General features: G+C 66.8%; 18 protein-coding genes. 13 read left to right on the plus strand and 5 right to left on the minus strand.

The window, feature by feature from the left end; all coding sequences use genetic code 11:
- Window positions 1-59: 59 nt before the first annotated feature.
- The 5 genes from folP to ASE75_RS04475 all read left to right on the plus strand — a co-directional run bounded on the left by folP (window position 60) and on the right by ASE75_RS04475 (window position 5,840).
- Window positions 60-1,133 carry a dihydropteroate synthase gene (folP, locus tag ASE75_RS04455; RefSeq protein WP_055929594.1) on the plus strand — a complete coding sequence of 358 codons (1,074 nt, stop codon included), beginning with the start codon at window positions 60-62 and terminating at the stop codon, window positions 1,131-1,133.
- Window positions 1,134-1,206: 73 nt separating this feature from the next.
- Window positions 1,207-2,091, plus strand: coding sequence for a bestrophin family protein (locus ASE75_RS04460; RefSeq protein ID WP_055929597.1), 885 nt, complete (start codon window positions 1,207-1,209; stop codon window positions 2,089-2,091).
- An 81-nt stretch (window positions 2,092-2,172) separates the two neighbouring features.
- The gene (locus ASE75_RS04465; protein WP_055929600.1) at window positions 2,173-3,102 is read left to right on the plus strand and encodes an ABC transporter ATP-binding protein; all 930 of its coding nucleotides are present in this window, start codon (window positions 2,173-2,175) and stop codon (window positions 3,100-3,102) included.
- Complete coding sequence (locus ASE75_RS04470; protein ID WP_055929603.1) at window positions 3,099-3,860, plus strand: ABC transporter permease; 762 nt, start codon at window positions 3,099-3,101, stop codon at window positions 3,858-3,860. The genes ASE75_RS04465 and ASE75_RS04470 overlap by 4 nt, the downstream gene beginning before the upstream one ends.
- Before the next feature lie 120 nt (window positions 3,861-3,980).
- Window positions 3,981-5,840, plus strand: coding sequence for a methyl-accepting chemotaxis protein (locus tag ASE75_RS04475; protein WP_055929606.1), 1,860 nt, complete (start codon window positions 3,981-3,983; stop codon window positions 5,838-5,840).
- A gap of 8 nt (window positions 5,841-5,848) precedes the next feature.
- Here ASE75_RS04475 and ASE75_RS04480 read toward each other — a convergent pair whose 3' ends face one another.
- Window positions 5,849-8,023: a transglycosylase domain-containing protein gene (locus ASE75_RS04480; protein ID WP_055929609.1), complete on the minus strand. Its 2,175-nt coding sequence runs from the start codon at window positions 8,021-8,023 to the stop codon at window positions 5,849-5,851.
- Between the two features lie 106 nt (window positions 8,024-8,129).
- Here ASE75_RS04480 and ASE75_RS04485 point away from each other — a divergent pair, with 106 nt between their 5' ends.
- Complete coding sequence (locus tag ASE75_RS04485; RefSeq protein WP_055929612.1) at window positions 8,130-9,137, plus strand: LacI family DNA-binding transcriptional regulator; 1,008 nt, start codon at window positions 8,130-8,132, stop codon at window positions 9,135-9,137.
- On the opposite strand, the gene ASE75_RS04490 is transcribed toward ASE75_RS04485, so the two are convergent.
- Complete coding sequence (locus ASE75_RS04490) at window positions 9,134-10,174, minus strand: YeiH family protein (protein ID WP_235512510.1); 1,041 nt, start codon at window positions 10,172-10,174, stop codon at window positions 9,134-9,136. The two genes, ASE75_RS04485 and ASE75_RS04490, sit on opposite strands and share 4 nt — an antisense overlap.
- 132 nt (window positions 10,175-10,306) lie before the next feature.
- Between ASE75_RS04490 and ASE75_RS04495 the strand changes: the two genes are divergently transcribed.
- Window positions 10,307-11,563, plus strand: coding sequence for an MFS transporter (locus tag ASE75_RS04495; RefSeq protein WP_055929615.1), 1,257 nt, complete (start codon window positions 10,307-10,309; stop codon window positions 11,561-11,563).
- Between the two features lie 267 nt (window positions 11,564-11,830).
- Here the strand turns inward: ASE75_RS04495 and ASE75_RS04500 are convergent, their stop codons facing one another.
- A complete protein-coding gene (locus tag ASE75_RS04500) occupies window positions 11,831-14,128 on the minus strand; it encodes a TonB-dependent receptor (RefSeq protein ID WP_055930965.1) in 2,298 nt (765 codons plus the stop codon).
- Window positions 14,129-14,235: 107 nt separating this feature from the next.
- Window positions 14,236-15,312 (minus strand): Gfo/Idh/MocA family protein, encoded by a 1,077-nt coding sequence (locus tag ASE75_RS04505; protein WP_055929618.1) that lies wholly within the window; start codon window positions 15,310-15,312, stop codon window positions 14,236-14,238.
- Between the two features lie 36 nt (window positions 15,313-15,348).
- On the opposite strand from ASE75_RS04505, the gene ASE75_RS04510 reads away from it, so the two are divergent.
- The 3 genes from ASE75_RS04510 to ASE75_RS04520 all read left to right on the plus strand — a co-directional run bounded on the left by ASE75_RS04510 (window position 15,349) and on the right by ASE75_RS04520 (window position 17,974).
- The gene (locus ASE75_RS04510; RefSeq protein WP_082463814.1) at window positions 15,349-16,257 is read left to right on the plus strand and encodes an aldo/keto reductase; all 909 of its coding nucleotides are present in this window, start codon (window positions 15,349-15,351) and stop codon (window positions 16,255-16,257) included.
- The gene (locus ASE75_RS04515; protein WP_055929624.1) at window positions 16,254-17,324 is read left to right on the plus strand and encodes an LLM class flavin-dependent oxidoreductase; all 1,071 of its coding nucleotides are present in this window, start codon (window positions 16,254-16,256) and stop codon (window positions 17,322-17,324) included. The genes ASE75_RS04510 and ASE75_RS04515 overlap by 4 nt, the downstream gene beginning before the upstream one ends.
- Before the next feature lie 62 nt (window positions 17,325-17,386).
- Window positions 17,387-17,974 carry an NADPH-dependent FMN reductase gene (locus tag ASE75_RS04520; RefSeq protein ID WP_055929627.1) on the plus strand — a complete coding sequence of 196 codons (588 nt, stop codon included), beginning with the start codon at window positions 17,387-17,389 and terminating at the stop codon, window positions 17,972-17,974.
- A 79-nt stretch (window positions 17,975-18,053) separates the two neighbouring features.
- Here ASE75_RS04520 and ASE75_RS04525 read toward each other — a convergent pair whose 3' ends face one another.
- Window positions 18,054-19,457 carry a Mur ligase family protein gene (locus tag ASE75_RS04525; protein ID WP_055929630.1) on the minus strand — a complete coding sequence of 468 codons (1,404 nt, stop codon included), beginning with the start codon at window positions 19,455-19,457 and terminating at the stop codon, window positions 18,054-18,056.
- 51 nt (window positions 19,458-19,508) lie between these two features.
- Here ASE75_RS04525 and ASE75_RS04530 point away from each other — a divergent pair, with 51 nt between their 5' ends.
- From ASE75_RS04530 to infC, 3 genes are all read left to right on the plus strand, one after another.
- The gene (locus tag ASE75_RS04530; RefSeq protein WP_055929633.1) at window positions 19,509-20,324 is read left to right on the plus strand and encodes an LD-carboxypeptidase; all 816 of its coding nucleotides are present in this window, start codon (window positions 19,509-19,511) and stop codon (window positions 20,322-20,324) included.
- A 73-nt stretch (window positions 20,325-20,397) separates the two neighbouring features.
- Window positions 20,398-22,389, plus strand: coding sequence for a threonine--tRNA ligase (gene thrS, locus ASE75_RS04535; RefSeq protein ID WP_055929637.1), 1,992 nt, complete (start codon window positions 20,398-20,400; stop codon window positions 22,387-22,389).
- 93 nt (window positions 22,390-22,482) lie between these two features.
- The gene (gene infC, locus ASE75_RS04540; RefSeq protein WP_055929640.1) at window positions 22,483-23,016 is read left to right on the plus strand and encodes a translation initiation factor IF-3; all 534 of its coding nucleotides are present in this window, start codon (window positions 22,483-22,485) and stop codon (window positions 23,014-23,016) included.
- The last annotated feature ends 68 nt before the right edge of the window (window positions 23,017-23,084 follow it).

The following is a 23,084-nucleotide window of genomic DNA, read 5'->3' on the forward strand; positions in this document are numbered from 1 at the left end:
CCACCGGACCCCGGCCTGCGCCGGGGAACACGTTGATCCGAAGATCGGACCTGTAGCCAATGACGCACCTTCGCCCCGTACAGTTCGTCGATACGCCGGTCGGGCGGGACGGGCACGTCGCGCGGCTGGCCGGGGGTATGCTGTGGTTCGCGGCCTATGACGTCATTGGTGCCGAGGGGCGGCGGACGATCGCCGTCGCCGATTTCGACGCCCACCTCGCCACATTGCCGACCTCAGACGCGGAGCGACTGGCCGGTTATCACCGGGCGATCACGACCCCGCGGGTCGCCTGGTCGCTGGGCGACCGCGTGCTTCGGTTCGACCAGCCGGCGGTGGCGGGGATCCTGAACGTCACGCCCGACAGTTTTTCCGATGGCGGCACCCTGCACGATGATCCGGTCGCGGCCGCTGCTGCCGGGATCGACCTGGCGGCGGCGGGCGCGGCGCTGATCGACCTTGGCGGTGAATCCACCCGGCCGGGGGCGGCCGCGGTGTGGGAGGGAGACGAGATCGCGCGTGTCGTGCCTGTGGTCGAGCGGCTGGCCGGGGCGGGCACGCTGGTATCGGTCGACACGCGCAAGGCCGGGGTCATGGCGGCGGCTTTGAAGGCCGGGGCGCACATCGTCAACGACGTCTCGGCGCTGCTGTGGGACGACCGCGCGCTGGCGGTGGTCGCTGGCGCGGGGTGTCCGGTGGTGCTGATGCACTCGCCCGACCCGAAGGCCGGCGGGCATGGCCGCGACGGCTATGCCAATGTCCTGACCGATGTGTTCGACTGGCTGGAGGCGCGGATCGCGGCGGTTGTGGCCGGCGGGGTGGACCGCTCGCGGATCATGGTCGATCCGGGTATCGGCTTCGGCAAGTCGCTGGCCGACAATGTGGCGCTGATGAACGGTCTGGCGCTGTTCCACGGTCTCGGCTGCCCGATCATGCTGGGGGCCAGTCGCAAGCGGATGATCGGCGCGCTGTCCCTGGAGGCACCGGTCGGCGAACGGCTGGGTGGGTCGATCGCGCTGGCGATGAAGGGGATCGAGGCAGGCGTACAGGTTCTGCGCGTCCATGACGTCGCCGAAACGGTGCAGGCGGCGCGCATCTGGCGCGGCCTGCGTGACGGGGCGCTTACCGCACGGTAAGGGGACCGCCGACCAACGCGCATCCGAATCGAATACCGCGCGTTCGAGCGGACTTGTAAAACGGGAACCCATCATGATCGTCGACGCAACGCCCCGTCTGAGCCGGATCGTCACCGAAGTCTGGAAACCGCTGCTCATCCTGTTCGTGTGGGATGTCATCGTCACGGTCACCTATTACGTGCTGCCGTTCAAGGCTCCGTCGCTGCCGTTGACGCTGTTCGGCTCCGCGCTGGCGCTGTTCCTGGGGTTTCGCGACAATTCCGCCTATGAACGCTGGTGGGAGGGGCGGATCCTGTGGGGGTCGATGATCAATGCCTCGCGCAGTCTTGCCCGTGCGTCCCGCAACTATCTGCCGCAGGACGACGCGCTCGACATGAAGCGCACCATCGTCCTGCGACAGATCGCGTATGTGAACGCGCTGCGCTGCCAGTTGCGCAAGCAGCCCGCCGACCAGGAAGTGCTGCGATACCTGTCCAAGGGCGAAGCCGATTTCGCCCTGGAGCGGACCAATATCGCCAACGGGATCGTCGACGGAACCGGCCGGCGGATTGATCTCGCCCGGCGCAATGGCTGGATCGACACGATCCAGCAGGCCTCGTTCGAGCGCGTGCTGGTCGATATCGCCAATGCGCAGGGGGGCATGGAGCGGCTGAAGAATACGCCGCTGCCCAATCAGTACCGGTTCTTCCCGACGCTGTTCACACACATGTTCTGCGTGCTGTTGCCGATCGGCCTGGTCGAATCGCTTGGGTTCGCCACGCCGCTTGGGTCGACGGTGGCCGGGCTGATGTTCCTGGCGGTGCTGCAGATCGGCGACGATCTGGTCGATCCGTTCGCGAACACGGTTCACGACGTGCCGCTGAACGCGATGTGCCGGACGATCGAGATCGACCTGTTGCAGTCGATCGGCGACGAAGCCCCCAAGCCGCTCGCGCCGGAAAAGGGCATCCTGTGGTAATCGCCCGACGATAAGTCCGCCGTCAGCTTGTGCCGGTCCAGCGGCCGTCCTACCTGCACCACGCACAAGGGGAATGGAACGATGGCCGAAACGATCCTGTCCGTCGCGGGCGTGTCCAAGACGTACAAGGGCGGGTTCACGGCGCTGAAGCCCGTCGACCTGGACATCCGGCGCGGCGAAATCTTTGCGCTGCTCGGGCCGAATGGCGCCGGCAAGACGACGCTTATCAGCATCGTGTGCGGTATCGTGACGCCGACAACGGGGACGATCACGGTCGGCGGGCATGACGCGCTGACCGATTACAAGGCGGCCCGACGGATGATCGGGCTGGTCCCGCAGGAACTGTCGACCGACGCGTTCGAGACGGTGATCGCCACCGTGAAGTTCAGCCGCCGCCTGTTCGGTCGGTCGGCCAACGACGGCTATATCGAACAGGTGCTGCGCGACCTGTCGCTCTGGGACAAGCGCGATACCAAGATCATGGCATTGTCGGGCGGCATGAAACGCCGGGTGCTGATCGCCAAGGCGCTGGCTCACGAACCCGAACTGCTGTTCCTCGACGAGCCGACCGCCGGCGTTGACGTGGCCCTGCGCCGCGACATGTGGAAGCTGGTTCATCGCCTGCGCGAGGGCGGCACGACGATCATCCTGACGACCCACTATATCGAGGAGGCCGAGGAGATGGCCGATCGGGTCGGCGTCATCAACAAGGGCGACCTGCTGCTGGTCGAGGACAAGGCGGCGCTGATGGCCAAGCTGGGCAAGCGGGAGATGGATATCACGCTGGTCGATCCGATGACCGCCATCCCCTCGGAGCTTGCCGAATGGCATCTGACGCTGGCCGACGAGGGGCATATCCTGCGCTATGTATTCGACGCGCAGGCGGAGCGGACCGGCATACCGTCGCTGCTGCGCAAGCTGGGCGACCTGGGCATCGCCTTCAAGGATCTCGAAACGTCGAAATCCAGCCTCGAAGACATCTTTGTCGATCTGGTGGAGACGCGCGCATGAACGGCCACGGCATCTGGGCGATCTATCGCTTCGAAATGGCGCGTGCGCTGCGCACCCTGTGGCAGAGCCTGGTCACGCCGGTCATCACGACGTCGCTCTATTTCGTCGTGTTCGGCGGCGCGATCGGCAGCCGGATGCAGGCGGTCGACGGGGTCGGTTACGGCAGCTTCATCGTCCCCGGCCTCGTCATGCTGTCGCTGCTGACGCAGAGCATTTCGAACGCGTCGATCGGCATCTACTTCCCGAAGTTCACCGGCACCGTCTACGAACTCCTGTCCGCGCCGGTGTCGCCGATGGAACTGGTGATCGGCTATGTCGGGGCGGCGGCGACCAAATCGGTCGTGCTGGGCCTCATCATCCTGGCGACCGCGGCGCTGTTCGTGCCGTTGCACATCGAACACCCCTTCGCGATGATCGCATTCCTGCTGCTGACCAGTGTCGCATTCAGCCTGTTCGGCTTCGTCATCGGCATCTGGGCTAACGGGTTCGAGCAACTGGCCATCGTCCCGTCGCTGCTCGTGACGCCGCTGACCTTCCTTGGCGGGGCGTTCTACTCGATCGACATGCTGCCAGAGCCGTGGCGGACGGTCAGCCTGTTCAATCCGGTCGTCTATCTGGTCAGCGCCTTCCGCTGGAGTTTCTTCGGTTCGGGCGATGTGGCGGTGGGGGCCAGCCTGGCCGTGACGGTCGGTTTCCTGCTGCTCTGCCTCGTCGTGATCGCGGCGATCTTCCGCACGGGCTGGCGCCTGAAAAGCTGATGTCGATCAGCGCGACCGGAAGGTTCCGTCCGCGTTAATCTAAATCAGAGGATTCGTTGGTACTTCGAAATCCGATCGCTGCGGCATCTGCGCCGTGGCCCGGATGATGAGGCTCTGTCCATGTTCGCCAACCTGCCGATAGCCCGGAAGATCGGGATCTGCTTTACCGCCATCGTACTGTCGGTCGCCGCCATGATGGCGGTCCTGTATGTCAGCACCGCACGGATCGAGACGGCGGCGGAAAACAGCGTGCGGGCCGAGGACGTCCACGCCACCACGCTGGACATGGAAATCGCCATCCTGCGTCAGAACAGCCAGGTGCGTGGCTTCCTCATCACCGGTGACCAGAATTACCTGAAACAGTATGACGAGGCGAAGGCCGATGGTGCCGCGGCGGCCATTAGGCTGGATGCGTTGCTGACAACGGCCGAGGCGCGGGCGCAGGTCGCCAGTTCCAATGGCAAGATCATCGACTGGCGCGAGAAATGGGGTGACCCGCTGATCGCGCGGGTTCGCGCCGGCGACCAGATGGGCGCGCAGGCGGCCCTGCGGGAATCGAGCAAGACGGTGACGATGCTGCCGGTACTGGCACCGTTGCGCGCGCTGCGCGCCGATGCGACGGTCACCCTGCGTGACAGCCGGGCCGAACAGGCGGCGGCGCTGACCACCGCGTTGCTGGCGTTGGCCATCGGTGGCGTCGTGATGATCGGTATTGCCGTTGCCCTGTCGTTGCTGCTCGGTCGCCAGCTGGCCCGGCCGATCCTGCGCCTGACCGAGACGATGGGTGATCTGGCGGCGGGCAAGAACGACGTGGTCGTTCCCGACGCGGCGCGCTCCGACGAACTGGGCCGAATGTCGCAGGCGGTGCTGGTGTTCCGCGATGCCGCGATCAGCAAGGCGCAGAATGACGCCGAACAACGCGAGACGGTCGCCCAGCTGGGTGTCGCGCTTGGCCGGCTCGCCGACGCCGACCTGACGACCCAGTTGTCGGGATTTCCGCCCGCCTATGCCGCGCTTGAACGCGATTTCAACGGCGCGATCCAGCAGCTTGCCGGCACGCTGGAGACGGTGCGGGCCTGTTCGGCGGGAATCGAAACCGGCACCGGCGAGATTTCGCGCGCCTCCGACGACCTGTCGCGCCGCACCGAGCAGCAGGCGGCCAGCCTGGAGGAAACGGCAGCGGCGATGGACGAGATCACCGCGACCGTGCGCCAGGCCGCGAGCGGGGCCGCAAGGGCCGATTCGGTGGTCGTCGACACCCGGGCCGAGGCGCATGCCGTCGGCGGTATCGTCCGCCAGGCGGTCGACGCGATGGGCGGAATCGAGCGGGCATCGGCCGAGATATCGGACATCATCTCGGTCATCGACGGCATCGCCTTCCAGACCAATCTGCTGGCCCTGAACGCCGGTGTCGAGGCCGCGCGCGCGGGTGATGCCGGGCGTGGCTTCGCGGTCGTCGCCTCCGAAGTTCGCGCGCTCGCGCAGCGATCGGCCGATGCCGCCCGCGACGTGAAGACGCGGATCACCGCCAGCGTCGTGCAGGTCGATCGCGGCGTGGCGCTGGTGGGCGAGACGGGCAAGGCGCTCGACCGCATCATCGGCCGGGTCGAGGAAATCGGCGGGCTGGTCTCGACGATCGCCTCGTCGGCCACGCAGCAGGCGCAGGGGATGGAACAGGTCAATATCGCGGTCGGCGAGATGGACGGCGTGACCCAGCAGAACGCGGCGATGGTCGAGGAAAGCAACGCCGCGGTCCGGACCCTGTCGTCCGAGGCGGAGGCGCTGCTGCGCCAGGTCGGGCGCTTCACCCTGCCAGCCGGAGGCCACCCGGCCGCCGCGTCGGCACCGGTCGCGATCCGTACCGCCCGGACCGCGCCCCCGGTCGCGCGCAGCCGCCCCGCCGCCGTGTCAGCGCGTCCCGCCACCCGCGGTGCGCTGGCGCTGAAGGTCGAGGCGGACGATGACTGGAGCGCGTTCTAACCGGCGGATTATTCCTCCGGCCCGCCTTCCTCGTCGGACGGCGGCGCGCGGTCGTCGGCTTGCGGGCGGGGCGGGTCGTCACGACCGCCCCGCGCCGGGCCGACGGTGATGCTGCCATCCTCGCCCATCCGCAGGTTCAGGCCCATGCCCTCCAGCTCGCCGACGGCGGGGGCCTGGATGATCGGGTTGCCTTCGTCGTCGTAGAGGATCGTCGTGTCGGCTTCCGGGTCGACCGCCTCCTGCACCACGGGCGCCGCGACCGGGCGCAGGTTCAGCGCATCGCTCATGAAATCGCGCCAGATCCGCGCCGGGATGCCGCCGCCCGACAGGCCCGGATTGGGCGTGTTGTCGTCGTTGCCGACCCACACGCCGACGACCAGATCCTGCGCGAAGCCGACGAACAGGGCGTCGCGATTGTCCTGCGTCGTGCCGGTCTTGCCGAACGCGTCGACGGTAAGCCCGGCGGCGCGACCGGTGCCGCGGATCGAGGCCGACAGCAGCGTCAGCATCTTTGCGCGAATATCCTCGGGAATGCTCCGCTCGCGCTCGGTCAGCGCCTGATACCACGGCTTTTGCTCGGCATCGGTCAGCCCGTGCGGCTGCACCGGATATTTGCCGTTGGCGATGGCGGCATAGGCCGCGGTCAATTCCAGCAAATTGACGGTCGAGGTGCCCAGGCCGATCGTCGCCTCGTTCGGGATCGGGCTGCTGATGCCCAGGTCGCGCGCGGCGCGGATCACCGCCTTGACCCCCACCTTCTGCGTCAGGCGGGCGGCGGCGACGTTGGACGAGCGCGCGAACGCCTGTTGCAGCGTGATCGGCCCCAGATAGCGGCCATCGCTGTTGCGGGGTTTCCAACCGGCGATCTCGACGGGCGAGTCCTCGATGATTGAATCCGGCGTCATGCCGTCGCGCATCGCCGCCAGATAGACGAACAGCTTGAAAGTCGATCCCGGCTGACGCTTGGCCTGCGTCGCGCGGTTGAACGGGCTGGTGCGGTAATTCTTGCCGCCGACCATCGCGACGACCCGGCCGTCGGGCCGCATCGCCACCAGCGCGACCTGTGCCTCGCGCAGGCCCGCGCGTTTCACGGCGCGCTCGGCGGTGCGTTGCAGATCGCGGTCGAGCGTGGTGCGGACGGTCGTCTCGGTCTTGATCTCGCCCGCCTGATCGCGCGCCTGCGGCAGGATCCAGTCGGCGAAATAGGTGCCGTTGGGCAACTGGTCGGGGCGGCTCGACAGAACCCGCTGCGGCTGGACGGCATCCGCCTCCCGCCTGGTGAGGAAGCCGGCGGCCTCCATCGCGCCGATGACGACCGCCTGCCGTTTGCGCGCGCCCGCCAGATTGGAGGTCGGGGCGAGCCGCGAGGGCGCCTTGACCAGCCCGGCCAGCATCGCCGCTTGCCCCGTGTTCAGCGTCGCCGGCGTCCGACCGAAATAATGTTTGGCGGCGGCGGTGATGCCGTAGACGTTGTCGCCGAAATAGACGTTCGACAGATAGCGCGAGAGGATCTCGTCCTTGGTCAGCCACGCCTCCAGCCAGACCGCGATCATCGCTTCCCGGATCTTGCGGCCGGCGGTGCGATCCGAATCGAGAAACGCGTTCTTGGCCAGCTGCTGCGTGATCGTGCTGCCGCCCTCGCGCACGCCGCCGGACCCCAGATTGTGAACCGCGGCGCGGGCGATGCCGCGCGGGTCGATGCCGAAATGCGAATAGAAACGCCGGTCCTCGATCGCCAGAAAGGCTTCGCGGACGTGCGGCGGCAGCTTGGCGGCATCGACCGGGGCGCCGATGATCGCGCCCCGCCGGGCGATCGGCGTACCGTCGGCGGCGGTCAGCGTGATCGACGGCGGTGTCGGCGGCAGCAGCGATTTGGACAGCGGTGCCGTGATCGCCAGCCACGCGATGGCGATCACCAGCAGGATGATGCCAACGCCAAGCCCGCGCCCGATCCAGCGGCCGATCGGTCGGCGTTGGCGTGGCGGCGGGGGCGGTGCCGGCGGAAACGGGTCGCCGCCGAAATCCTGGCGCGGCGGTATCGGGTCGATCGGCGCGAACGGATCGCGGATTCCGGCATAGGGCAACCCCGGCCGCGACAGGTCGACCCGGCCATGGTCGGCACTCTGCTGCCCCGGGTGCGGCTGGGGGCGCGGCTGGCCAGTATCGAACGGGTGAGGACGCATGACAGGATCCGGACGGTGAACTGACTGTATTAGGCCGATAGGACAGTTGCCGCAAGCACCTGTCGCGTGCCATGTCTCTTATCGGAAACGGGCAGGAGCGTACAGCGTGCGGACAACGATCAAGGACGTGTCGCGGGAGGCGGGCGTCTCGATCAAGACGGTGTCGCGGGTGCTCAACAACGAGCGCTATGTCGGCACCGCGACGCGCGAGCGGGTGCAGGCCGCGGTCGCGGCACTGCATTTCCGTCCCAATCTGGCGGCGCGGTCGCTGGCCGGGCGGCGCAGTTTCCAGATCGGCCTGATCTGCGACAACCCCAGCCCCTATTATGTCTATGAAATGCAGATGGGGGTGCGCGACCGGTGCGAGGCGGACGGGGTGCGGATGATTGCCCAGCCCTATGATCGCGGGTCGGAGCGGCTGCTGGACGATATCGCCGGGCTGATCGACACGACACGGGTGGACGGGCTGATCCTGACGCCGCCAATCTGCGACCATGTGGGGGTTCTGGAGATGCTGACGCAGCGCGGCGTCCGGTTCGTGCGGGTGTCGCCGGGGGCGGTAACGTCGCCCGCATCCTCGACCTTCATCGACAACCGCGCGGCGGCGCGGGCGATGACCGGGCATCTGCTGGCGGGCGGGCACCGGCGGATCGGCTTTGTCGGCGGCCTGCGGGACTATGCGACCAGCGCGCAGCGGCGGCTGGGCTATCAGGATGCGCTCGCCGCGGCGGGGCTGGCCGCCGATCCGGCGCTCGACCGCGATGGGGGCTATACCTTTGCGTCCGGTGCGGCCGCCGGCGCGGACCTGCTGGCGATGCGCGATCGGCCGAGCGCGATCTTCGCGGCGAACGACGAGATGGCGGCCGGCGTGCTGACCGCCGCCCACCGGCTTGGCCTGCGTTTGCCACAGGATCTGGCGGTGGCCGGGTTCGGCGACGATGCGCTGGCCGGCTATGTCTGGCCGCCGCTGACCACCATTCGCCAGCCGGTGCGCCTGCTGGCGTGGAACGCGGCCGACCTGCTGCTTGCCCCCGACGACGCGCCGGTCGAGGCGCGCGAGGTCGGGTTCGACCTCGTGGTGCGGGAATCCACGACGTCGGAGGCGACGGCCTAGCCGATCAGCAGCATCGCGGCGGCCAGTGACAGGGCGAACGCGGCGATCGTCGCGGCCAGGATGACCAGCAACGGTTTCGGCCCGGCCTCCAGCAACTGCGACAACGGTGACCGGATCGCGGTGGCGGTAACGGCGGCGGCGAGCAGGCCCCCTGCCAGCTTTTCCGCTCCCGTCGCCACCATGACCGGCACAAAGCCGGTGGAATTGATCCCGGCCATCACGAAGAAGCCGACGACGAACCACGGCATCCCCGGCCCCTTGGCCGCGCCGGTGCCACGCGGCAGGAACAGCGCGACGATCGCCAGTGCGGGGGCCAGCAGGGCCACGCGGGTCAGCTTGACGATGGCGGCGATCTGACCGGCGCCCTCCGAATAGGAATAGCCCGCGCCCAGCGCCTGCGCCACGTCGTGGATCGAGGCACCCAACAGGAACCCGGCCTTCAGATCGGTGAAGTGCAGCGCATGCGCCGCGATCGGATAGAGGACCATCGCGGTCGCGCTCATCGCCGAAATGCCGACCAGCACCAGCGTCAGTTGCGCCTGGCTGATCCGCCGTTCGCCCAGCGTCGTCGCCAGCGCCATCGCCGCGCTGGCCCCGCAGATGGCGACCGCGCCGCCCGCCAGCGTGCCGAACGCGGCGTCGAAGCCGAATCGCCGCGCCATCACGATGCCGATGCCGATCGTCGCCGCGACGATGACGACGACGCACAGCAGCGCCATCGGCCCCAGATCGACGATCTGGCCGAAGGTGATGCGCAGGCCGACCAGCACGATTCCCCAGCGCAGCAGCGACCGTGACGCGAATGCCAGACCCGGCGTCAGCCGCGAATCCGCCGACAGGAAATTGAGCGCCAGCCCGAACAGCAGCGCCATCAGCGTCAGCGGCGCTCCATAGCGATCCGAGATGAAGCCTGCCGCCAGCGTACCGAGCAGCACGATCAGCAGCCCGGGCAGATACCCCCGCCACGTCGATTTCGGACTGGGTTCAATATCGCCGTACAGGTCGGCGGCCATCGGAAGCGGGCGTTTGGTCTGCATGAAATCCCCCTTATGACCGGCGCTGCGCCGCGTCATCCCTGCGCCGTGAAAGCAGCAATTTCGGCGGAAGGGTAGCGCGTCGGGCTATCCTATGACAACGTTATCGGAAAGAAGCAGGGGACCGGAGCGAATATGGCTATTGCACCAACGGGAACACCGGCGGGAAACCGCGCGCGCTGGGTGATCGTCGCGCTGGTCTTCTTTGCGATCATGCTGAATTACGTCGATCGACAGATCCTGGCGTTGCTCAAACCCACGCTGGAGGCGGAGTTTGCATGGTCCGATCAGGACTATGCCAACATGCTGACCGCGTTTCAGGTGTCGGCGGCGGTCGCGTTTCTGGGCACTGGCTGGTTCATCGACCGGGTGGGCCTGCGGCTTGGCTTCGCGCTTGGAGTCGCGGTTTGGAGCCTTGCCGGCATGGCCCATGCCTTTGCGACCACGGTCGGCGGGTTCGTCGCCTCGCGCATCGTATTGGGCGCGGCGGAGTCGATCGGGACGCCGGCGGCGGTCAAGTCGGCGGCGACGTATTTTACCCAGAAGGAACGCTCGATCGCGCTGGGCATCGGCAACACCGCGCCCAATATCGGCGCGATCGTGACCCCGCTGGTGATCCCGGCGCTGGCATTGGCATTCGGCTGGAAATCCGCGTTTCTCGTCGCTGGCGGGCTTGGGCTGGTGTGGGTCGCGGTGTGGTTCGCGGTGAAGGCGGTACCGGCGCAGACCGACGCGGTCCGGCCGGTGCCGGTGCCGTGGCGCAGCCTGCTGAAGAAGCGCGAGACGGTGGCGATCGCGATCGCCAAGGTGCTGTCGGATCAGGTGTGGTTCTTCATGCTCGCCTGGTTGCCCGACCTGTTCCACCGGATGTTCGGGTTGCAGCAGGGGACGGTCGGCCTGCCGGTGGCGCTGGCCTATGTGATGGCGGCATGCGGCGCGCTGACGGGGGGCTGGCTGCCCACGCGGATGATGGCGCGGGGGTGGAGCGTGAACCGCGCGCGCAAGGTCGCGCTCCTGATCTATGCGCTGCTGATCCTGCCGGTGCCGTTGGTGATGTTCGTCGACAGCCCGTGGAGCGCGGCCATGCTGCTGGGCCTTGGGCTGTTCGCGCATCAGGGGTTTTCGACCAATGTGTTCGGGCTGGCGACCGACATCGTGCCGGCGCGGGCGGTTGGCTCCACGATCGGCATCGCGGCGTTCTGCGGCAACATGTGGTCGATCGTGCTGATCCAGTTGGCGGCGTTTTCGCTGGCGCATGGCTGGGGATACGGGCCGCTGCTGGCGATTTGCTCGGTATCGTATCTGCTGGCGCTGGGGATCGTGCAGGTGCTGCTGCCACGGATCGTTCCGGTCGAGGATGACGGGTCGGGCGCGGTGGCAATGGCGCATTGAGCCTGGTCGCTGGCCGGTGGGGGCGGGGATTGTGGGGCGCGCCTTCCACTCCAACCGCGACCACCCCGGCGGAGGCCGGGGCCCAATCGGGTCGGCGTTCGCGGTAAGTTACTGCCGTTTACCCTGTTGGGCCCCGGCCTTCGCCGGGGTGGATACAGGGGCTTGCGGGCGAACTCCTGCTTTATCTAACAATGGAATCCAGCAGTTGGACCCGCCTTCACCCTCACCCTTCGCCGGCAGCGGGAAGGGTGAGGGGGGCGGTTTGGATCAGAAGTTGAACCGGCCGATCACGCCGAAATAGCGGTCGGCCTCGCGCGGGATGATGTAGCGATAGCTGCCGCCTGGCCCGCCGGACGTGATGGCCGCGGCGAAGCTCTGGTCGAACAGGTTCTTGACCTGGAACGACAGCTTGAACCGGTCGGCCGCGTCGAGGATCGAGGCGTTGAGGTCGACCAGACCGTAACCGCGAATGGTCGTCGCCGCGCGCACCGCGGGGTTGGCGTCGAACTGCGCGATCTGGCTCGACTGGTACGCGCCCTGTACCCCAAGCCCGAAGTTGAATGCGCCGCCGGTGCGCCATGTGTAATCGGCCCCCAGCGATCCCTTCCATTTCGGCGCATAGCCAAGCGGGGTGCCGCTGGGCACGACGCCGGTCACGACGCCGTTGGTGGGTACGCGAAACTGGTCGACCTTCGCATCGGTATAGGCGACGCCACCCGATATGTTGAGATCGGCGACCGGCCGCCAGATCAGGTCCAGTTCGCCGCCACGGGTCGAGATGTCGCCGGCGTTGGTGAAGCGGGTGACGAGGACGCCGGCCACGATGTCCGGGTTGTTCGCCTGGAAATTGCTGTATTTGGCGTAATAGGCGGCGAGGTTCACCACCAGCTTGCCGCCGAACAGCGAGTTCTTCAGGCCGATTTCATAACTGTCCGACGTCTCGGGGTCGATGATGTTGGTGCCGGTTGCGCCCAGATTGTAGAAGATGTTGAACGCCGGACCCTTATAGCCGCGCGAGAAGCTGGCATAGGCGGTCGATTCCTTCACGATGTCATATTGCACACCGGCCTTGCCCGACAGATTGTCGTTGGTCGCCTTGCCGGTGAAGGGGCCGAAACTGGGGTTGATGCCCGGCCCGGCTAGCGTCGTCACCCGGCTGTGAAAGACGTTCAGCTGGTCGACCGTATAGCGCAGGCCGCCGATCAGGCGCAGGCTGTCGGTCAGGTTCAGTGTCGACTGACCGAACAGCGCCAAGTTCTTGAACGTCGATCCGAAGACGGCGGTGCCGCTGGGTCGGGTGACCGTCAAACCGGGCGTCGAGCACGGCGTTAGCACGGTCGGGGTGGGGGTGCGCGAACAGACGAGATCGTTGCGGGCAAACGTCCGGTCGGTCTGCGCGCGCGAATAATAGGCACCCAGCACATATTCGATCGTCTGATTCTGCGGGGACGTCAGCCGCAATTCCTGGCTGAAGGTATTCGACGTCTGCGGGCCGTCGTCGTGCAACTGGTTGAAGCCGACATAGGCCTGGGGCAGGAAATCTCCGTCGCGAATTTCGCGGTTGTCATATTCGCGGTAGGCGGTGATCGCGGTGACCGTCTGGGTTCCCAGCGTCCAGTCCATCTGGCCGGATACGCCCCAGCTCTTTTCCTCGGTACGGGTGATGAGATCCTGCGCCAGTTCGCGGGTTTCGTTGCCCTTTGCGGTCGGCAGGGCGCCGACGGTCAGGTTGTTCGGCGTGGTCCCGATCACTTCGCCGCAGCAATCGTCCTTTGATTCGCGGTAATCGGCGATCAGCGTGAAGCTCAGGTCCGGCGTCGGTTCGGCGACGATCATGCCGCGCACGCCGTAATGCTCGTACCCGTTGACGCGGGTGTTACGGGTCACATTGCGGATGTTGCCGTCATAGGTGCCGTAGAAGCCTGTGATGCGGCTTTTGACATAGGTGCCGAGCGGCAGGTCGAGCGCGGCGCGCGCCTTGTATTCCTGACCGCCATAATAAGCGGCTTCGGCAAAACCGCCGAAATCGTTGCCGGGCCGCTTCGTCACGATGTTGATGACGCCGGCGGATGCGTTCTTGCCGAACAGCGTGCCTTGCGGTCCGCGCAGCACCTCGATCCGGTCGATGTCGATCAGGTCGCTGAACGCTTCACCCGCGCGGGCATAGACGACGCCGTCGACCACGGTCGAGATCGACGGTTCACCAGCGATCGAAAAGGTCGATGTGCCGACACCGCGCAGGAACAGCGACTGGTTGATCGCGGTGCCCGATTTGCGGAAGTTGAGCGTGGGGACAAGATATTGCGCGCTTTCCAGGCTGTTGCCGCCCTTCGCCGCGATCGCGTCGCCCGAGATGACCGATACCGCGAGCGGCACGTCCTGCAGGCGTTCGGACCGCTTCTGCGCGGTGACGACGATATCGGCAGGCGCAGCATCGTCGATATCCGGCGCAGGGGTCTGCGTCGTCGCGGTTGCCGGTGCGGTAGCCGTCGCATCCTGTGCAAACGCCGGCGCGGTCGTTGCCAATGCCATCACGCCCGCACCCGCCATCAATAGCGTCTTCATGCCCATCTCCCTTATCCCATCGTTTTGATGGATTATCGTTATGTCCCGCGCTGTCATCCGCGGTTTGTCTTTGGTCGCCCCAAGCGGGGCTATCGCAGCCGTGTCGCTCAGAAGCCCAGTTCGGTCATCGCCACCACCCGGTGTTCGCGCGCGCTGATTTCCGCCGCAGTGCCGATCGCGACCGCCATCAGGCCGTCCTGTGCGCTGACCTCGACCGGGCCGGCCCCGCGCACCGCCGCGTTGAACCGCTGGTGTTCGTAGAAGGTGGATCCGTGATGGCTGCCGGCCTTCAAGGCGGTTTCGTCCACGCCGATGACCTCGCTCGTCGCCTGCTTCGGATTCATGAAGCCGACACGGGGGGAATGGACGATGCGGCCTTCGGGGATCAGCACGTCGAGTCGCGCGTCGCTGCCGACGGCGGTGATCTCCTCCTGATTTTCCGCCCCGTCGGCGAACATCGACAGGTCGAGCATCGCGCGGACGCCATTGGCGAAATCGACGGTGGTGTAGCTGTTGTCGATGATGTCGGGGCGCTTGCCGTCATACGCCTCGTCCAGATGGTTCACGTCCATGCCGCCCGAACAATAGACGCGGACGGCCTCGGACCGGGTGATGAACCGCATCAGGTCAAAGAAGTGGCAGCATTTTTCGACCATGGTGCCGCCGGTGTTTTCGGCAAACCGGTTCCAGTCGCCGACCTTCACGAGGAACGGGAAGCGATGCTCGCGGATCGACAGCATCTTCAGCGCGCCGATCCGGCCGCCATGGACCTGGTCGATGAACGCGGCGGCGGGCGGCATGTAGCGATATTCCATCGCGGTCCAGAAGATGCCGGGGCTTTGCGCCGCGCGATCGACGATCCAGCGCGCGTCGGGAATGGTCGTCGCCAGCGGCTTTTCGCACAGGATATGCAGGCCGGCATCGAACAGCGGGGCCAGCACGTCGCGGTGGGTATTGTTGGGGCTGGCGACGATCACCGCGTCGACCAGCCCGCTGGCGGCCAGCGCCGCGGAATCGGCAAAGGCGGTGACGCCATCGGCCTTGCTGCCCAGCGCGTCACGCGCCCAGCCAAGCGAAGTTTCGACCGGATCCGCGATCGCGGTCACCACCGCACCCGGGGTCACAGCCAGGTTGTTGAGGTGCTCGACCCCCATCATGCCGGTCCCGACCAGCCCATAACGCACTTGCTCTACCAAAACTCTTGTCCCTATATGACAACGATGTCTGATATCCTGCTTACACCGCAATCGCGTCCGCTCGGCAAGAGCGGAATCACCGTCAGCCCCATTGCCTGGGGGATGTGGCGTTTCGGCACCTCAACCGTGGCCGAGGGGCGCGCGCTGATCGAGGCGGCGTTCGACGCCGGCGTCACGCTGTTCGACACCGCCGACATCTATGGCTTCGATGGCCAGGGCGGGTTCGGCGATGCGGAGGCGTTGCTGGGCAAGGTCTTTGCCGAGACGCCGGCCTTGCGCGACCGGATGGTGCTGGCGACCAAGGGCGGGATCACCCCGCCGGTGCCGTATGATTCGAGCGACGATTATCTGATGCGCGCGCTCGATGCGTCGTTGACCCGTATGGGCGTCGACCATGTCGACCTGTACCAGATCCACCGGCCCGATATCCTGACCCACCCGCAGGAGGTTGCACGGACGCTCGACGCCATGGTGTCCAGCGGCAAGGTGCGCGCCGTCGGCGTGTCGAACCACACGCTGGAACAGACGCGGGCGCTGGCCGCCTTCCTGTCGGTGCCGATCGCATCGCAGCAGCCGGAATTTTCGCCGCTATGGACCGAGCCGATGACGGACGGGCTGTTCGATCATGCGATGGCGCAGGACATCGCCACGCTGGCCTGGTCGCCGCTGGGCGGCGGGCGGATCGCCGAGCCGGGCAATGCGCGCGAGATCGCGGTGGCGACCGCGCTCGATGCGGTCGCGACGCGCTACTCGGTCGGGCGCGCGGCGGCGGCCTATAGCTGGATCATGGCGCACCCGGCGCGGGTCATCCCGATCGTCGGCACGCAGAATGTGGCGCGGATCGCCGAACTGGCCGACGCCTATACGGTGCGCTGGAGCCGACAGGACTGGTATGACGTGCTGGTCGCGTCGCGGGGAGAAAAGCTGCCATGACGACGCGAGGCCCATGCGAAATCAGCTGGTTTTCGGCGCTTTGCGACGATGACTACGAGTTTCTCGGGGTGCCCGATGCCAGGCTGAAGTCGAGCTGGGCGCATTGCCGCGATATCGTCATGCAGGCCGAAAGCGGCGGGTTCGACAATATCCTGCTGCCGTCGGGTTACGCACTGGGGATCGACACGACCGCGTTCGCCGCCGCCATCGCGCCGATGCTGCGGCGGATGGCGTTGCTGATGGCAGTGCGGATCGGTGAAAGCTGGCCGCCGCAACTGGCGCGGCAGATCGCGACGATCGACCAGTTGCTGGGTGGGCGGCTGACGATCAACATTATTTCGTCCGACCTGCCCGGCGAGACGCTGGCGTCGGGACCGCGCTATGCTCGCACGGTCGAGGCGATGCGGATCCTGAAGACGCTGCTGAACGGGCAGCCGCTGGACCATGACGGCGAATTCTGGAAGCTGAAGGTCGATCCGGCGCGGACCGGCATGGTGTCGGGCAAGGCGCCGCTGCTGTATTTCGGCGGGCTGTCGCCGGCGGCGCGCGATGCCGCGGCGCAGGAGGCGGATGTCTTCCTGATGTGGCCTGACCGGCAGGAAACGGTGGCCGCGATCATCGCCGACATGACCAGCCGTGCCGCCGCCTATGGCCGCACGCTCCGCTTCGGGTACCGCGCGCACGTCATCGTCCGCGATACCGAGGCCGAGGCGCGGACCTATGCCGACCGGCTGCTGTCGAAGCTGGACGATGCGCAAGGGGCGGCGATCCGCGCGCAGTCGCTTGATTCGGCGTCGGCCGGGGTCGCGGCGCAGGCCGCGTTGCGCGAGGGTGCGGCCGGTGACGGCTATGCCGAGGCCAATCTGTGGACCGGCGTCGGTCGCGCACGATCGGGCTGCGGTGCGGCGATCGTCGGCGATCCCGACCAGGTGCTAGCGAAGCTGAACATGTACCGTGACATGGGGATCGAGGCGTTCATCCTGTCGGGTTATCCGCATGCGGCGGAGGCGGATCTGTTCGCGCGGCATGTGTTGCCGAATATCGACCACGCGGCGCTGGCGCGTTGAGATCGGGGATGTGATGCATCTCCTGCTGGCAAGGCGGAGCGGACGCGGTTAGGGCGACAGGCATGGCAGACAACATACACAGCGACGCGGCTCCTCTGGTCGTCGGCATCGGCGGGACCATCGGGGGCGTATCCTCGACCGAACGCGCGCTGATGATCGCGCTCGACGCGGCGGGGAAACAGGGGTTCCGCACCCGTATGTTCGGCGGGGCCGACATGGCCCGCCTGCCGCTCTACGATCCCAAGGCGCACAGCCGGACGGCGGACGAGATCGCGTTTGTCGAGGCGGTGCGGGGAGCCTCCGCGCTCATCATCGCCAGCCCGGGCTATCACGGCAGCATTTCTGGCGTGGTGAAGAACGCGCTCGACCTGCTGGAGGAAACCGCGCGTGACGCGCGGCCGTATCTGGCGGACATGCCGGTCGGGCTGATCGCCACCGCTTATGGCTGGCAGGCGACGGGATCGACCATCGCCGCGCTGCGCTCGATCGTCCACGCGCTGCGCGGCTGGCCGACGCCGTTTGCGGCCGCGATCAACACGCAGGCGACGAAGTTCGACGACGCCGGCGGGGCGAACGACCCGGCGGTTGTGGAGCAACTGGCCATGGTCGGGCGGCAGGTCGCGCGGTTTGCGCCGCTGGCGGCGGGGTAGGCTTCGACTTCTTTCCGCCGCAAGAAGCAGAAGCGGGAGCGTTGCCTGTGCAAGGCTGATGGAGGGGGTGGGGTTAGGTTTACACCCGCCCCGCCAGCGCCGCCACCATGTCCGCCGCCAATGCACTCAGCGTATCGTCGCGCGCGCCCATCACGATGATCCGGTCGCCCGGCGCGGCCTCGGCCACGACCAGCGCCGCCGCCGCGGCCCGATCGGCGACGTGGCGCGCATCGCGCCCGGCCGCGACCACGTCGGCGACGATGTCGGCGCTGGTGACCTCGCGCGCGACCGTGCCGCCCTGATAGACGGGGTCGGGCAGGACCAGCAGGTCGTCGTCGGCCAGTTTGTCGGCGAACATCGCCACCAGTTCGGCGCGCATCACCTTTAGCGGACCGTATCCATGCGGCTGGAACAGCACGCGCAGGCGGCCGGGAAAGGCGTGGAGCGTGTCGAGCGTGGCGGCGATCTTGTCGGGGTTGTGGCCGAAATCGTCGATCACCGCGACACCGGCCGCCTCGCCGACCAGTTCCATTCGCCGCCGCAGCCCCGTGAACCCGGCGATGGAGCGGGCGGCGTCGCGGACCGAGATACCCGCCGCGACCACCGCGCCGATCGCCGCCAGCGCGTTGGAGACATTATGGCGGCCCGGCACCGCCAGCGTCACGGCGAACGGCGGCGTGTCGCTGGCGTGGAGCGTGAAGTCGACCCCGAACGGCCGTTCGATCAGGTCGGTCGCGCGCAGGTCGGCGGCGCGATCCAGCGCGAAGGTGGTGACACGGGCGGGGGGCAGGGCGGCGGCAAGCGCGGCGGCGTCGATATTGTCGATGTTGACGATAGCGGTGCGGGCCTTGGCCGTGAAATCGCTGAACAGCGTCTTCAGTTCGTCGAGCGACTTGTGGTCGAGGCTGACGTTGTTCAGCACCGCGATCGTCGGCATGTACTGCGCGATCGACCCGTCGCTTTCGTCGACCTCGCTGACAAAGGCGTCGCCGGTACCGACCAGCGCGCTGGCAAAGGGCGCGTCGGGGCTCACGAAGTTCTTCATCACCGCGCCGTTCATGACCGTTGGCCGCTTGCGCAAATCATGGAGGATCCAGCCGATCATGCCGGTGACGGTCGACTTGCCGCTGGTCCCGGCAACGCCGATCGGCAGCGTGCTGGCGTTGAACAGCGCGGCCAGCATGTCGGCGCGGGTGGCGCGGGTGCAGCCCAGCGCGTCAGCGGCGACGATGTCGGCCACGCTGTCCTCGATCGCGGCCGAGGCGACGATACGCTGGTCAGGCGAGGTGATGCCGCTGCCGTCCTGCGCGAACAGGGCGATGCCCTTTGCCCGCAGGTCGTCGAACTTGGCCGGCACGCGGCCCTGGTCGAGCGCCCGGTCGGATCCGGCGACGGTGACGCCGCGCGCGTGGAGGATCATCGCCAGCGGCATCATGCCGGAACCGCCGATGCCGACGAAGAAACAGGGTTTGCTGATATCCATGACTGCGCGCTATCGGGGCTTTCGGGAACGGGCAAGCGGGGTTGGCGAACAATGCGTATCGGTGTCCTCGCCGCGTCGAGCCGGACCAATCCCGATGTGATCGGCAAGGTCACGGCCTATGCAGCGGCCGCGTTCCCGGAAATCGAACTCGTGTTCCATCCGCAATGCACCGACACCGACGGTCATTTCGCCGGGTCCGACTTCCGCCGGGCGGCGGCGTTCGTCGATTACGCGAATGATCCCGCGTTCAACGCGCTATGGTTCCTGCGCGGTGGTTATGGGGCGAACCGGATCCTTGCGATGGCCATGCCCGACCTTGGCCGTGCGGCGCGGGACAAGGCCTATCTCGGCTATTCGGATGTCGGCTTTCTGCTGGGGGCGCTGTACGCGCGGCGAATCGGCCGGCCGGTACACGGGCCGATGGCAAGCGACATCAATCGTCGTGACGGCGAGGCGACGGTCGCGCGTTCGCTTGGCTGGTTGCTGCGCGGCGATCGACAGGCGCTGGAGCCGGGACTGGGCAGCCAGCCGACGGCGGCGTTCAACCTGACGATCCTGACGTCGCTGATCGGCACGCCCTGGCTGCCCGATCTGACCGATCATGTGCTGATCGTCGAGGAAGTGTCGGAGCCGATGTACAATATCGACCGGATGCTTTTCAAACTGGCCAATGCGACGCAGTTGAAGGGGATCGCCGGGCTTCGGCTTGGTGCGGTCACGGCGGTGCAGGCGAACGAGCCACCCTGGGGCGAGACGCTGGATTACATGATGATCCGCTGGAGCCGCGACATGGGCGTACCCTATCTGGGACGGGCCGAGATCGGGCATACGCAAGGCAACCGGGTGGTGCCGTTCGGGATCGCGTGACCTGCGGCGCGGGCTTGGCTATAGGCACGCGTCCGGCCTGTCGCCGGTGTGTCCAAGCAGAAAGTCCCGACCAATGTCCGCCATGTTCCGTATCACGCTGCCCGACGGTTCCGTCCGCGAGGTTGCGCCCGGGACTACCCCCGCGGATGTCGCTGCGGCGATCGGCCCGGGTCTGGCCAAGGCGGCGCTGGCCGCGCGGATCGACGGGCAGGTGCGCGACCTGAACCGGCCGTTCGAGGGCGATACCGATCTGGCGCTGGTGACGGCCCGCGACGAGAAGGATGCGCTGGAGCTGGTTCGGCACGATCTGGCGCATGTGATGGCGGAAGCCGTGCAGCACCTGTTTCCGGGGACGCAGATCACCTTCGGTCCGGCAACCGACGATGGATTCTATTACGATTTCGCGCCTGCTGAGCGCCCGTTCACGGACGACGACCTGCCCGCGATCGAGGCCGAGATGCGCGCGATCATCGCCCGCAACGAACCCTTCGTGCGCGAGGTGTGGAGCCGTCAGCAGTTGATCGACCGCTGGACCGAGCAGGGCGAGACGTTCAAGGCCGAATGGGCCGCCGAATTGCCCGAGGGCGAGGAGCTGACGATCTATCGTCAGGGGCAGTGGCTCGACATGTGCCGGGGGCCGCACATGGTATCGACCGGCAAGCTGGACCCGCAGGCGTTCAAGCTGACGCGCGTGAGCGGAGCCTATTGGCGCGGCGACCAGAAGAACGCGATGCTCAGCCGTATCTACGGCACCGGCTGGCTGAACAAGAAGCAGCTCGACCAGCATCTGTTCCGGCTGGAGGAAGCGGCCAAGCGCGACCATCGCAAGATCGGCGCGGAGATGGACCTGTTCCACCTGCAATCCGAAGCGCAAGGCAGCGTGTTCTGGCACCCCAAGGGTTTCATCCTGTGGCGGCAGCTGGAGGCGTATATGCGTCGCCGGCTCGATGCGGCCGATTATGAGGAGGTGAAGACCCCGCAGCTGATGGACGCGCGCCAGTGGGAGCAGTCCGGCCATTGGGGCAAGTACCGCGAGAACATGTTCGTGGTGCCCGACGAAGTGCCCAATACCGAGGACGAAGGAGCCGTCCTGTCCGGCAAGGGCGACCTGATGGCGCTCAAGCCGATGAACTGCCCGGCGCATGTCCTGATCTTCAAACAGGGGATCAAGTCGTATCGCGACCTGCCGATCCGCATGGCCGAGTTCGGCTGCTGCCACCGCAACGAGCCGCATGGCGCGCTGCACGGCATCATGCGCGTCCGCCAGTTCACGCAGGACGACGCGCATATCTTCGTGCGCGAGGACCAGCTGGTCGAGGAGGTGCGCAAGTTCTGCGAGCTGCTCGACAGCGTCTACAAGGATCTGGGTTTCGAGGATTATGCGGTGAAGCTGGCGCTTCGCCCCGAAAAGCGGTTCGGCGACGACGCGATGTGGGACATCGCCGAGGCCGAATTGCGCGAAGCGGTGATGCAGTCCGGCCTGTCCGAGACGATCAAGGCCAATTTCGAGGAATTGCCGGGCGAGGGCGCGTTCTATGCGCCGAAACTGGAGTTCCACCTGACCGATGCGATCGGGCGGACGTGGCAGGTCGGCACGATCCAGTCGGACCGGGTGCTGCCCGACCGGCTCGATGCGTCCTACGTCGGCGAGGATGGCGCCCGGCACCGGCCGGTGATGCTGCACCGCGCGATCCTGGGTACGTTCGAGCGGTTCCTGGGAATCCTGATCGAGCATCACGCGGGACGGTTCCCGCTATGGCTGTCGCCGGTGCAGGCGGTGGTCGCGACGATCGTGTCCGACGCCGACGACTATGCGCTGGTGGTCGCGGCGAAACTGAAGGCGGCGGGCATCCGGGTCGAAACCGACGTGCGCAACGAGAAGATCAACTACAAGGTGCGCGAGCACAGCGTGGCCAAGGTTCCCAACCTGCTGGTTGTCGGCAAGCGCGAGGCCGAGGAGGGCAAGGTTGCGCTGCGTACGCTGGGCAGCCAGGCGCAGACGATCCTGACGCTGGACGAGGCGATCGCCCGTCTTGTCGATCAGGCGCGCGCACCCGATATGTAAGGAGGTGCCGGGTTTCGCAGACCGCGTTTTTGCGCTATACCCGGCACCTCAAGTTTCCCATCCACGTCAGGAGCAAGCCCCATACGTCCTCCCATGACCCGCCGGCCGATGCAGGCGCCCGCGATGAACGGTCCGCGATTCAACGAATTCATCCAGAGTCCCAAGGTCCGCGTGATTGATCACGAGGGCGAGAATCTGGGCGTGATGTACACGCGCGAAGCGATCGCGCAGGCGGCCGAACTGGGTCTGGACCTGGTCGAGGTGTCGCCGAACGCCGATCCGCCCGTCGCGAAGTTCCTGGACGTGGGCAAGTTCAAGTACGAGGCGCAGAAGAAGGCGAACCTCGCGCGCAAGTCGCAGAAGACGCAGGAGATCAAGGAGATCAAGATGCGTCCGAACATCGACGACCACGACTACGACACCAAGATGAAGAAGGTGCACGACTTCATCGGTGAAGGCGACAAGGTGAAGATCACCCTGCGTTTTCGTGGTCGCGAGTTGAGCCATGGCCAGCTGGGCATGAACCTGCTGAAGCGGGTGCAGGACGACGTGGTCGAGGTGGCGAAAGTCGAGGCCTATCCGCGCATGGAAGGCCGTCAGATGCTCATGGTGCTCGCACCGAAGTAATCCGGCCGGGAAATGTTCGGCCAGGGGCGATGTGCCCTTGCCGTAGCGTCAATCCGACGTGACAGCGG

Origin of the sequence: Sphingomonas sp. Leaf17, assembly GCF_001421505.1 — a bacterium.
Lineage (GTDB): Bacteria > Pseudomonadota > Alphaproteobacteria > Sphingomonadales > Sphingomonadaceae > Sphingomonas.

Bases quoted from the DNA above. Each gene is read 5' to 3' on its own strand.
- folP (WP_055929594.1), top strand. From the start codon at position 60: ATGACGCACCTTCGCCCCGTACAGTTCGTCGATACGCCGGTCGGGCGG.
- ASE75_RS04460 (WP_055929597.1), top strand. From the start codon at position 1,207: ATGATCGTCGACGCAACGCCCCGTCTGAGCCGGATCGTCACCGAAGTC.
- ASE75_RS04465 (WP_055929600.1), top strand. From the start codon at position 2,173: ATGGCCGAAACGATCCTGTCCGTCGCGGGCGTGTCCAAGACGTACAAG.
- ASE75_RS04470 (WP_055929603.1), top strand. From the start codon at position 3,099: ATGAACGGCCACGGCATCTGGGCGATCTATCGCTTCGAAATGGCGCGT.
- ASE75_RS04475 (WP_055929606.1), top strand. From the start codon at position 3,981: ATGTTCGCCAACCTGCCGATAGCCCGGAAGATCGGGATCTGCTTTACC.
- ASE75_RS04480 (WP_055929609.1), bottom strand. From the start codon at position 8,023: ATGCGTCCTCACCCGTTCGATACTGGCCAGCCGCGCCCCCAGCCGCAC.
- ASE75_RS04490 (WP_235512510.1), bottom strand. From the start codon at position 10,174: ATGCAGACCAAACGCCCGCTTCCGATGGCCGCCGACCTGTACGGCGAT.
- ASE75_RS04495 (WP_055929615.1), top strand. From the start codon at position 10,307: ATGGCTATTGCACCAACGGGAACACCGGCGGGAAACCGCGCGCGCTGG.
- ASE75_RS04500 (WP_055930965.1), bottom strand. From the start codon at position 14,128: ATGAAGACGCTATTGATGGCGGGTGCGGGCGTGATGGCATTGGCAACG.
- ASE75_RS04510 (WP_082463814.1), top strand. From the start codon at position 15,349: ATGTCTGATATCCTGCTTACACCGCAATCGCGTCCGCTCGGCAAGAGC.
- ASE75_RS04515 (WP_055929624.1), top strand. From the start codon at position 16,254: ATGACGACGCGAGGCCCATGCGAAATCAGCTGGTTTTCGGCGCTTTGC.
- ASE75_RS04520 (WP_055929627.1), top strand. From the start codon at position 17,387: ATGGCAGACAACATACACAGCGACGCGGCTCCTCTGGTCGTCGGCATC.
- ASE75_RS04525 (WP_055929630.1), bottom strand. From the start codon at position 19,457: ATGGATATCAGCAAACCCTGTTTCTTCGTCGGCATCGGCGGTTCCGGC.
- ASE75_RS04530 (WP_055929633.1), top strand. From the start codon at position 19,509: ATGCGTATCGGTGTCCTCGCCGCGTCGAGCCGGACCAATCCCGATGTG.
- thrS (WP_055929637.1), top strand. From the start codon at position 20,398: ATGTCCGCCATGTTCCGTATCACGCTGCCCGACGGTTCCGTCCGCGAG.
- infC (WP_055929640.1), top strand. From the start codon at position 22,483: ATGACCCGCCGGCCGATGCAGGCGCCCGCGATGAACGGTCCGCGATTC.